Origin of the sequence: Imtechella halotolerans, from assembly GCF_028743515.2 — a bacterium.
Lineage (GTDB): Bacteria > Bacteroidota > Bacteroidia > Flavobacteriales > Flavobacteriaceae > Imtechella > Imtechella halotolerans.
In genome coordinates, this window is sequence record NZ_CP117969.2 from 1,072,663 (window position 1) to 1,084,461 (window position 11,799).

General features: G+C 36.5%; 11 protein-coding genes. All 11 read right to left on the bottom strand.

Annotation, left to right across the window (positions count from 1 at the left end; all coding sequences use genetic code 11):
- Nucleotides 1-99 precede the first annotated feature (99 nt).
- Nucleotides 100-969: a nucleotidyltransferase family protein gene (locus PT603_RS04855; protein WP_008240966.1), complete on the bottom strand. Its 870-nt coding sequence runs from the start codon at nt 967-969 to the stop codon at nt 100-102.
- Nucleotides 970-988: 19 nt separating this feature from the next.
- Nucleotides 989-1,804, bottom strand: coding sequence for a prohibitin family protein (locus PT603_RS04860; protein ID WP_008240968.1), 816 nt, complete (start codon nt 1,802-1,804; stop codon nt 989-991).
- A 9-nt stretch (nt 1,805-1,813) separates the two neighbouring features.
- A complete protein-coding gene (locus PT603_RS04865) occupies nt 1,814-3,847 on the bottom strand; it encodes a vWA domain-containing protein (protein WP_040488927.1) in 2,034 nt (677 codons plus the stop codon).
- 103 nt (nt 3,848-3,950) lie between these two features.
- Nucleotides 3,951-4,697 (bottom strand): 3-oxoacyl-[acyl-carrier-protein] reductase, encoded by a 747-nt coding sequence (gene fabG, locus PT603_RS04870; protein ID WP_008240972.1) that lies wholly within the window; start codon nt 4,695-4,697, stop codon nt 3,951-3,953.
- Nucleotides 4,698-4,823: 126 nt separating this feature from the next.
- Nucleotides 4,824-5,696 carry a succinate--CoA ligase subunit alpha gene (gene sucD, locus PT603_RS04875; protein WP_008240974.1) on the bottom strand — a complete coding sequence of 291 codons (873 nt, stop codon included), beginning with the start codon at nt 5,694-5,696 and terminating at the stop codon, nt 4,824-4,826.
- A 99-nt stretch (nt 5,697-5,795) separates the two neighbouring features.
- Nucleotides 5,796-6,728 (bottom strand): UDP-3-O-(3-hydroxymyristoyl)glucosamine N-acyltransferase, encoded by a 933-nt coding sequence (locus PT603_RS04880; protein ID WP_008240976.1) that lies wholly within the window; start codon nt 6,726-6,728, stop codon nt 5,796-5,798.
- A 7-nt stretch (nt 6,729-6,735) separates the two neighbouring features.
- Nucleotides 6,736-7,302: an elongation factor P gene (gene efp / locus PT603_RS04885; protein ID WP_008240978.1), complete on the bottom strand. Its 567-nt coding sequence runs from the start codon at nt 7,300-7,302 to the stop codon at nt 6,736-6,738.
- Between the two features lie 9 nt (nt 7,303-7,311).
- Nucleotides 7,312-8,097, bottom strand: coding sequence for an acyl-ACP--UDP-N-acetylglucosamine O-acyltransferase (gene lpxA, locus PT603_RS04890; protein ID WP_008240981.1), 786 nt, complete (start codon nt 8,095-8,097; stop codon nt 7,312-7,314).
- 26 nt (nt 8,098-8,123) lie between these two features.
- Nucleotides 8,124-9,527 (bottom strand): bifunctional UDP-3-O-[3-hydroxymyristoyl] N-acetylglucosamine deacetylase/3-hydroxyacyl-ACP dehydratase, encoded by a 1,404-nt coding sequence (locus PT603_RS04895; RefSeq protein ID WP_008240983.1) that lies wholly within the window; start codon nt 9,525-9,527, stop codon nt 8,124-8,126.
- Nucleotides 9,520-10,545: a UDP-3-O-(3-hydroxymyristoyl)glucosamine N-acyltransferase gene (lpxD, locus tag PT603_RS04900; RefSeq protein ID WP_008240984.1), complete on the bottom strand. Its 1,026-nt coding sequence runs from the start codon at nt 10,543-10,545 to the stop codon at nt 9,520-9,522. Before lpxD ends, PT603_RS04895 begins: the two co-directional genes overlap by 8 nt.
- A 30-nt stretch (nt 10,546-10,575) precedes the next feature.
- A complete protein-coding gene (locus PT603_RS04905; RefSeq protein WP_008240986.1) occupies nt 10,576-11,799 on the bottom strand; it encodes an HD domain-containing protein in 1,224 nt (407 codons plus the stop codon).

Consider the following 11,799-nt stretch of genomic DNA (forward strand, 5'->3'; position numbering starts at 1 on the left):
ATAGTGCAAATCTAAAACAATCCCATTATAATTTCCAAATTCTTTTCCATTAATTTATGTTATGAAATGTACACTTATAATTATAAATCGTTTAAAAAATTAAAAGCTTTCAGGATATACCCCTTTGGCTACCAATTTTCCAATCTCTTCTTTTACTGCTTCTAAATCTTCTTTATAGGTCATTCCAAACCAAGAATCATTATTAGGTAATACCTCTATGGCATAGTCCGGATGCTCAATAAAATGCTGAACCACTGTAGGAATATAAAATTCAGATCTAGGATTATCCTTATTATAAGCTACAAAAGTTTTAAAAAGAGCTTCTGCTACAGGAAATACTTCAGGAGTAAATCCCCAAAAGTTCATAGACACAAATGTATCGGCATTAAAATTGCGATCTGAATCTTCATCATAAACAGTGGTCTGATTCTTTTTGGCCAATTTTGTGGCTTCAGTAATAGCAATCAAATGATTTTGACTATTCACTTCACAGATCCCTCTGGAGACCGTACCGTTCTCGCTTAAAGTATTTTTTAATTTATATCCGCAAGAATAAAATGTATTAGGTCTATTACTTTTCAACGCCTGCGCCATTTGCCCAAATGCTTCAACCCCGTAGTAATCATCCGCATTAATAATTAAAAACGGACTAGTTACTGTATCCTTAAGACAAAGTAAAGCATGACCCGTTCCCCAAGGTTTTTCTCTATAAATACCTTCAGGAACTTGTTGATCTTGGTATACAAACTCGATAGCTATTTTATCTTGAAAACGGTTAGCAAAATGAGATTTCACCAGGGGATCAATCTCTGTCCGAATGATTAAAACAACTTTATCAAATCCCGCATTAATTGCGTCATAAATTGCATAATCGAACAATGTATTACTACCGTTGATATGTTGCAACTGCTTATCGGCTCCAAAACGTGAACCAACACCAGCTGCAAGAATGGCAAGTGTTAAACTCATGTATTTTAAATTTTATTGATTATTGATTTCCAAGAATTATGGGTAATCCACCTTCTCCACTTCCAATAACTATAACCTTACTATTTGGCGATTGGGAAAGTTTTATAGTAGCATCGATTCCCTTTTCTTGTAGAATTTTATCAGTTAACGAGGCACTTAGAATTTTATTGGCATTTGCTTTACCTTCCGCTTCTATACGTTGGCGATCTGCTTCCTTCCTAGCTTTTTCCAAACGAAATTCATATTCAAGAGACTCTTGTTCCTGCTTTAATTTGGTTTCAATTGCCTGTTTAATCGTTTCAGGAAGTGCAACATCCCGGACTAATACTTCATTAAGTTGTACATATTGCTGATCTAATATTTTCTTTGTCTCCGTATAAATCTCCACTTGTATGGCATCACGTTTTGTTGAATACAATTGTTCAGGTGTGTAACGACCAACCACACTACGAGCTGCTGATCTAATAGCGGGTGCAATTACACGCTCTTGATAACGCTCTCCTTTTTCTTTGTGAAGGGAACCAAGTTTACCGTATACAGGCTGATACCAAATAGTAGCGTCAAGTAATATTTCCAAACCATTGGAAGATAATACCCTCATTTTCTCTGAGATTTCCTGTTGACGAACCTCATAGACAATCACATCATTCCATGGAGCAACTATATGAAACCCCTCTCCCATAGGAGGTTTATTAACGACCACCCCTCCACCAAAAGGTTTGAAAAGGACGCCTCCTTCACCGGAACCAATTGTAATTGTAGATTTAGAAAGCATGATTAGTAGAATAACAACACCAATGATGACAGGAATAATTCTTTTAGGATTTGGATTCATGTGTATTATTTAGATTAAACCATTATATTTTCGAATAAACCACTCTGCAGAAAGCAATAGTACTAGCAAGACTAAAAGCAAACGCCAGTCGATAAGCGAAGATACTGTTTCTTTTTCTTTTTGAATGCTCTTGTAATCGGAGGAATTCAGTAAATTTTCTTTCAAATTAGCCACTTCAGATGACATATAAGCTTTTCCTCCAGTAAGATGAGCCAATTGAATCATTTCTTTAGCATTACTGTAGCTATGTTGAATCTCTGCATTATAATCAAGAATCGTAAATTCTCCCTTCTTTGAGATATTTTCCCTCGCAACACTCACCTGAAATGAATATTCACCTGCAGGAAGGTGTGAAATTCCAACTTCATAATTCCCATGTCGCTGCAACATAGGTATGGTGGTTGTAGTACTATCTCTTTTATGAGTTAGGGAAATAGTAAGTAAAGCGTTGGTATTTGAGATGTAATTTTTATCAAAATATTGGGCGTTAATGACAGCACTGCCAGTACTTTCATAAAAAGGTTCATACTGCACTACCAAACGTTCCGAACGCTTATTGGAAGAGGCATAAAAAATTAATTTTCCAATAAATTCATCAAACTTCTCAAACCCATTATGAGTCGCAAAACTCTGCATTCGCCATTTCCAACTATTTTCTCCCAAAAGAAATACGTGACGTTGCCCATCACTTTCTGCCACGGCTAGTAAAGGATCTGTGGTAGTAGTATTTCTTATTTTTTGAAATAGGAAAGGTTGAACTGCAGCTGACATGGTGATGGTTCCAAACATCCCTGTAAGAGGTGAAAAGTCTTCAAATCCAATATCTTCCAAGATAAAAGAATTAAAAGTAGGGTTCCAAAGTGCTTGAAAATCTTCTGTTTGAGAGGTAACTTGTTTTTGTATAAAGGATTGCTGCGAATTAAGAAAATTCCAATCGGTTTGCGTTCCTGCGATTATAAAAGTATTTTTTTTCAAAGCAATTAACTGCTCCCATACCCCTGAAAAACTACGATTAGGTTGATACAGAATTAATAATTGATTTTCTGCAATTTTATCCCCTACAGTTTCAGGACTAACTATAGTAACAAGGCGTTGTTGATTCTTTTCAATACTGCGTTTTAACATTCCCACATCAGGGTGTGTAATAGCAGAAACAAGTAAGATTTTTGTCTTTTCATCTACCACTTCAATGGCAAAATCTTTACGATTGTTTTGCAAGTTATACTCTTCCGGTAAAGCCTCTAGAACCGCTTTAAAAACCCGGGTACCAACCTTGTTAGCCATAAGACTAGTTTCGACTACCTTAGTACGGTCTTTGGCGGAAAAATGAAGTGGTTGAGAAAAAACAGACGTCCCATTTTCTAGTATCGTAAGTTTTGTATCCACGGGGTTTACGCCCGTATAATTTAAAAATAATTCTATAGGAAATTCATTTGACAGAAACGCATACTTATTACTATTTACTCTACTGATACTCAGGTCCTCTGTTCGAATAGTATCACCCACTATAATTGGAAATACATTCTTTTTATATTTCACAGTACTATGAACGTAAGACTCCCCATAGGTCTGATTTCCATCTGAAATCAAAACAATGGCCGTAGGCTGACCCTTGTAGGTCTGTGAAATGGTTTTAAGAGGTTCAGAAATATTCGTTTGTAAAGCTTCAAATGTAGGATCAAACCCTCTTTGTAATGTTGCTCCAAAAGAAAAGGGCTCTATATTAAATTTAGTTTGTAGGTCTTCATCCTGTAAGAGTTCATTATATACACTTTGAACCGTATTTGTTAATTCTCTTTGAGCTATGGATTCAGATACATCTACTGCTACTGCAAGTATTGGTTTAAGAATCATAGATTCCTTCTTAATGAACTTTGGATTAATAAGAAGTAAAAAAATTGTAAATACTGTGAAAAAACGCAAAGCAATAAGAAAAAACCTCAATGGCCTGGGTAACACTGATTGAGAGCGATACTGAAACCATGCAGCCATTGCGGCCAGCAAAAGGGCTAAAAAAATCCATAGAAGTTGGAATGCGCTCAAAGTATATTAGGATTTACCTTTAAAAACTAGGATCCAAAATACAATATAAAAGGCACGTTTGCAAAAGCCAACGTGCCTTTTTAATACTTAATACAGTTAAATTTTATGTAAGCATACCGCCATCTACATTCAGTGTCTGACCAGTTACGTAAGCACTCATATCAGAAGCCAAGAATAAACATGCATTGGCAACATCCTCGGGAGTTCCTCCTCGTTTCAAAGGAATCCCTTCTCTCCAACCTTGTACGGTTTTCTCATCCAGTTTAGCAGTCATTTCAGTTTCAATGAAGCCAGGTGCTATAGCATTACAGCGAATATTACGAGAACCCAACTCTAAAGCAACTGATTTGGTAAATCCTAAAATACCTGCTTTTGAAGCGGCATAATTCGTTTGGCCTGCATTCCCTTTAACCCCAACAACACTACTCATATTAATAATTGAGCCGTTACGCTGTTTTAACATGGTACGTTGTACCGCTTTTGTCATATTAAATACCGACTTTAGATTGACCTCAATTACTTTATCAAAGTCTTCTTCAGTGATGCGCATTAGCAAATTATCTTTTGTAATACCAGCATTGTTAATTAGAATATCGATACTTCCAAATTCAGCCACTACATCATCAGCAAGCTTTTGGGCTTGTTCATAATTTGCGGCATCACTTTGGTAACCTTTGGCTTTTACACCATAAGCGGCTAAACTTTCCTCTAATTCTGCAGCAGCGGTTGCTGAAGAACTGTAAGTAAATGCTACATTAGCTCCATGCTTAGCAAATACTTCAGCTATGCCTTTACCAATACCGCGGCTTGCACCTGTAATAATGGCTGTTTTTCCTTCTAAAAGTTTCATCTATCAGTATTTAATTGTTTTTAAATGGTTTACCATCAATGGTAGCCCAAAGATACACAGTTTTACTAAAATTAATTAAAAAAAAATCCCGCGCTAAGCGGGATTATAAGATATTTATCTAAAGAATTATCCAAGTACTTCGGCAACTTTCTTACCAATAGCAGCAGGAGAATCAACTACGTGAATTCCACATTCTTTCATGATTGCTTTTTTAGCTTCAGCAGTATCATCACTACCACCTACAATCGCACCAGCATGTCCCATAGTACGACCTTTAGGAGCGGTTTCACCAGCTATAAACCCTACTACAGGCTTACGGTTTCCATCTGCTTTAATCCAACGAGCAGCATCAGCTTCTAATTGACCTCCAATTTCACCAATCATAACAATACATTTGGTCTGAGGATCATTCATTAACAATTCTACAGCCTCTTTAGTTGTAGTACCAATGATTGGATCACCCCCAATACCGATGGCCGTGGTAATACCCAATCCCTGACGTACTACCTGATCAGCAGCTTCATATGTTAATGTACCAGACTTAGAAACAATTCCTACAGTTCCTTGTTTAAATACAAAACCTGGCATAATTCCAACTTTAGCTTCACCTGGAGTAATTACACCTGGACAGTTTGGCCCAATAAGACGGCAATCTTTATCTTTAATGTAATCAAATGCTTTAATCATATCGGCTACCGGAATACCTTCAGTAATAGTAATAATTACTTTAATTCCAGCATCAGCAGCTTCCATAATCGCATCAGCTGCAAAGGCTGGTGGAACGAAAATGATAGAAGTATCTGCACCAGCTTTATCAACAGCTTCTTTAACAGTGTTGAATACTGGGCGACCTAAGTGTTCCTGCCCCCCTTTTCCTGGAGTCACACCCCCTACTACATTTGTTCCATATTCAATCATTTGCTCAGCGTGGAAAGTTCCTTCGCTTCCGGTAAATCCTTGAACAATTATTTTTGAATCTTTATTTACTAATACACTCATGATGTAATTTTTATAAAATGTTATGCAAAAATAGCCAAATGCATAAGATTGATAAAACTATTTTTGTGTTTTTAAAGTTATGCTTTGATTATCAAATTTTTATGAATTTATTTTTTCAATAAGCATTGGTATTTGACGTATTCCCGCCAGTTCACGATACTTTTTTCGGGCCTCTTCAGCAGGATATCCAAAATAAGTCTTATTGCCTTCCAAGGACTTACTAATTCCTGATTGCGCTAAAATTACTGCTTTGGCACCTATGGTAATTCCACTAGTCATCCCAACTTGGCCCCAAATAGTTACTTCATCTTCAATAACAACGCAACCTGCTATGCCTGATTGGGATGCAATTAGACACTTTTTACCGATAACGGTATCATGTCCAATATGAACTTGATTATCTATTTTTGAGCCTGCTTGTATGGTAGTATCACCAGTAACACCTCGGTCAACAGTACACAAAGCTCCTACATCCACATCATCCTCCAATACCACACGTCCACCAGAAAGTAATTTATCGAAACCTTCAGGACGCTTCTTGTAATAAAATGCATCTGCCCCTAATACAGTTCCGGCATGAATGGTCACTCGATTACCAATAACGCAATGATCATATATGCTGACATTGGAATGGATTACACAATTATCACCAATAACCACATGATTGCCAATGAAAGCTCCAGGTTGAATAATCGTATTTTCACCAATAATAGCCGTTGGAGCAATGGTAGCCACTGCTTTTTCAAATGGCTTAAAAAATGCAGTTAGTTTATTAAAATCTCTGAAGGGATCCTCAGAAATCAAAAGTGCCTTTCCTTCTGGACAATCTACTTTTTTATTAATTAAAATAACCGTAGCTGCAGATTCTAACGCTTTGTCATAATATTTAGGATGATCTACAAAAACAATATCACCGGGCGTAACCACATGAATTTCATTCATTCCTAGTACCTTAAAATCAGGAGAGCCTACATAAGGAATGTCTAGAATGGTCGCAATTTGCTCAAGTGTATATGACTGAGGAAATCTCATATTAAAATTATTCTTTTATACGCTCTACGTAGGTTCCCTTTTCAGTTTCTACCTTTATTTTATCTCCTTCATTAATAAAAAGAGGTACATTGATACGAGCACCCGTTTCTAAGGTAGCTGGTTTCGTTGCATTGGTAGCTGTATTACCTTTAACACCAGGTTCAGCATGAGTTACCTCCAATATTACGTGCGCTGGCATCTCCACAGAAAGTGGCATATTATCCTCTGCGTTGAATAAAATTGTCACTGTTTCACCTTCTTTCAAAAGATCTGGAGAATCAAGTGAATCCTTACTCAATGTAATTTGATTGTAATCCTCTGTATTCATAAAGTGAAACGTATCACCTTCCGGGTATAAATACTGATAGGTTCTTGTCTCAACTCGTACATCTTCTATTTTATGACCAGCAGAAAATGTATTATCTAGTGTTTTTCCCGTGGTCACACTCTTAAGTTTAGTACGAACAAACGCAGGACCTTTCCCTGGTTTTACGTGAAGAAATTCAATGATTTTGTAGATGTCATGGTTGAAACGAATGCACAACCCTTTTCTAATATCTGAAGTAGTAGCCATATAAATGTATTAATTTGAACTAAAATATCCTTTCATAATTCCGCGTTGTGAATCTTTAATGAATTGCAAGATTTCATCACGTTCCGGAGTTGCCTCCATTTCAGCTTCAATAATATTAGAAGCTTGAGTATTATTATAATTCTGTTGGTAAAGAATTCTGTATATGTTTTGAATTTCCCTAATCTTTTCAGCTGAAAACCCTCTTCTTCTTAAACCTACAGAATTAATTCCTACATAAGAAAGCGGTTCACGAGCAGCCTTCACATAGGGAGGTACATCCTTACGAACCAATGACCCACCCGTTACAAAAGCATGACTTCCCACTGTACAAAATTGATGTACAGCCGTCATTCCTGCCATAACCACATAATCACCCACGGTAATATGTCCAGCTAATGTGGTATTATTTGAGAAAATACAATTGTTTCCAACCACACAATCATGAGCAATATGTGAATAGGCCATTATTAAGCAGTTGTTCCCTACCACAGTTTTCATGCGGTCTGAAGTTCCCCTATTGATGGTTACACATTCTCTAATGGTTGTATTATCACCAATTTCAGTTATGGTATCCTCTCCTTGATATTTCAAATCTTGTGGTGGCGCTGAAATTACCGAACCGGGAAATATGTTACAGTTTTTTCCGATACGCGCTCCTTCCATTATTGTAACGTTTGATCCTATCCAGGTACCATCACCAATAACCACATTATTGTGAATTACAGCAAAGGGTTCTATCACCACATTTTTAGCGATTTTTGCTCCGGGATGGACGTATGCAAGTGGTTGGTTCATTGTTTTCGTGTGTTTATATAGTTTTTTTATTCTTTCACTTTGACAATTTGCGCCATTAATTCAGCCTCACATACCATGCGATCATTAGCATAAGCATAGGCTTGCATATGGCAAATTCCTCTTCGAATTGGAGTAATTAATTCTGCTTTAAATATAAGTGTATCTCCAGGCACCACCTTTTGCTTAAACTTTACATTATCCATTTTCATGAAGTAGGTAAGGTAGTTTTCGGGATCTGGAACAGTACTCAATACTAATATCCCACCCGTTTGAGCCATTGCTTCTACCTGTAAAACTCCTGGCATTACAGGTGCACCTGGAAAATGTCCAACAAAGAAAGGTTCATTCATTGTAACATTTTTAACCCCAACAACATGCGTATCTGAAAGTTCTATAATTTTATCAATTAATAAGAATGGAGGTCTATGCGGAAGGATGTTCATGATCTTCACCACATCCATTAAAGGCTCTAAACTAAGATCATACTTTGGTACATTATTTCGCTTCTCATTCTTAATGATTTTTGAAAGCTTTTTAGCAAACTGGGTGTTTACAAAATGTCCTGGTTTATTAGCAATTACCTTTCCACGAATGCGTGTACCTACTAATGCTAAATCACCAATAACATCTAATAGTTTATGACGAGCAGCTTCATTGGGATGATGCAAAGTAAGGTTGTCTAATATCCCATTAGGCTTGATAGTTATACTGTCTTTTTTAAAGGCCACTTTAAGCTTTTCCAGTGTATCAACAGATAATTCTTTATCTACATAAACAATGGCGTTATTAAGATCTCCTCCTTTTATAAGACCATGCTCCAATAACATTTCGATTTCATGTAAAAAACTAAATGTTCGAGAATTGGCAATTTCATCTTTAAACTCAGAAATATGTTTAATATAGGCATTCTGTGTACCAAGAACTTTAGTCCCGAAATCAACCATAGCAGTTACTTGATACTCATCTGCAGGAATTACTGTTATTTCACTGCCTGTTTCTTCATCGATATATGAAATAACATCTTTTACAATGTATTCATCTCTTGGAGCTGATTGTTCCTTTATACCGGCCTTTTCAATTGCCTCCACAAAATATTTGGAAGAACCATCCATAATAGGTGGTTCAGATGCATTTAATTCAATAATTGTGTTGTCAATATCCATTCCGACCAAAGCTGCCAAAACATGCTCACAGGTTTGAATCTTAACTCCTCTTTTTTCAAGTACGGTACCTCTTTGAGTGTTTACCACATAATTGGCATCAGCCTCAATGACTGGCGAACCTTCTAAATCTATGCGAACAAACGTAAAGCCATTATTTTCAGGTGCCGGTTTGAAAGTCATGCTAACTTCTTTACCTGTATGAAGTCCTACTCCTGTAAGGGTAACCTCAGAAGCAATAGTTCGTTGATTTACTGGTGAATTACTCATTTTGTAGTTTTTTTTCAATCTTGGTTATAGTGTCTGCCAATTTGGGCAAATTTTTAAAATGAACATACGATTTATTGTAATCTGCATAAGCTAACGCAGGTGACCCTTGTAATACTTCATCATCTTTCACATTTCTGGCAATTCCTGACTGGGCTTGTACCCTTACGCGATCACCAATCACTATATGGCCTACTATACCTACCTGTCCACCTATCATACAGTTCTTACCTATCTTAGTGGAACCTGCTATCCCAGTTTGAGCAGCTATTACGGTATTTTCTCCAATTTCAACATTATGAGCAATTTGAATTTGATTATCAATCTTTACTCCTTTACGTAAAATAGTAGAACCAAGTGTGGCTCTGTCAATGGTTGTTCCTGCTCCAATGTCTACATTATCTTCAAGAATTACATTTCCAGTTTGAGGCACTTTGGCATAAGAGCCATCTTCGTTTGGTGCAAATCCAAAACCATCAGCTCCTATAACAACTCCACTGTGAATAACACATTGATTTCCAATGATTGTTTCTGAATATACTTTAGCACCAGAAAACAACGTAACATTGTCTCCAATTGAAACATTATCTCCTATATAAACGTTAGGATAAATTTTCACATTATTACCTATACTAACATTTTCCCCTATATATGAAAACGCACCAATATAAACATCACTACCGTACTTAGCAGTGTCAGAAATAAATGAAGGCTGCTCAATACCTACCTTATTCATTTTGACTTGATTATAATACTCTAATAATTTGGAAAAAGATTGATAGGCGTCTTCTACTTTGATAAGTGTTGTTGAAATATCGTGTTCAGGAACAAAAGATTTATTGACAATAGTTACTGACGCCATTGTAGTATATATATATGGCTTGTATTTTGGATTTGCTAAGAAAGTCAATGCTCCCTCCGTTCCTTCTTCAATTTTAGACAATTTGAAGACCTCTACATCTGGGTTGCCTTCAATATCGCCGTTTAATATGCCGGCTATTTGTGCTGCTGTAAATTTCATTGTCGCAAAAGTATAAAAAAAACTGCTAAATCAGCCTTTGGGATAGCAGATAAAGTATTTGGTTACAGGCTTGGATAAAGCCTCAAGATTGAGCTGATCTGATGCTCTAACAACGTCCACAACCTTACCATTTTTGGTCAAAATATGGATATTTTGTTTTTCTTGATTGTATGCCTGATTTTGTATTTCACCAGAAAAAACGAAATAACGGGCTAAATCGTATGGAATATCCATTTCTTTTGCTATTTCTTCTTTCTTCTGGGACACCTTTTCCTGATTTATAGGTTGTTTTTTAAGTTTTATCTTTAACAAATCCCTATTTAAAAGCATGGTACACAACTTTGCCAAAACCACATCATTGTGATATTGCCACTCTTTCATTGCTGAGACAACATCATAATCATCCAGTAGTGAAAACGTAGTAAGCACCTCTTTTGTAAATTCATCACGGGTGACCTTATGTGTCAAAAAATACATGAGTGCCGTACTTGCTTTTAAAGAATCATCCGTATTTACAACCTCTTTAGCTCTTTGTAACACCCGAATTAGAAGTTGTTCCGCTACAAGACTGGTCTTATGTAAATAAGCTTGCCAATACATCAGTCTTCTGGCTACCAAGAATTTCTCAACGGAATAAATTCCCTTTTCCTCCACTACCAATTCATCATTTTTCACATTAAGCATGGTAATGATGCGTTCCGAATTTATATTCCCTTCAGCTACACCTGTATAAAAACTATCTCTTTTTAAATAATCAGCACGATCCATATCTAACTGACCCGAAACTAATTGATTCATGAATTTCCGAGCATACTCTCCTTTAAAAATTTGAATCGCTAAACTTAGTCGCCCATGAAATTCTATATTAAGTTGCTCCATAAAAAGCAAAGAAATTTCCTCATGTGACACTGCGTCCACAATACTATGCTCCATAGCGTGAGAAAATGGCCCATGCCCTACGTCATGCAGTAAAATTGCTATATATAGTGCCTCTTCTTCATCGTCAGAAATAGCTACTCCTTTAAATCGAAGTGATTGCACTGCCTTTTGCATAAGATGCATGCACCCTAAGGCATGATGAAATCGAGTGTGATGTGCTCCTGGATATACCATATAAGACATTCCCATTTGAGATATACGTCTTAAGCGCTGAAAATAAGAGTGCTCTACCAAGTCAAACAAAAGCTCGCTGGGAATTGTAATAAATCCGTAAATTGGATCGTTAAAAATCTTAAGCTTATTGGTGGTTTTCAA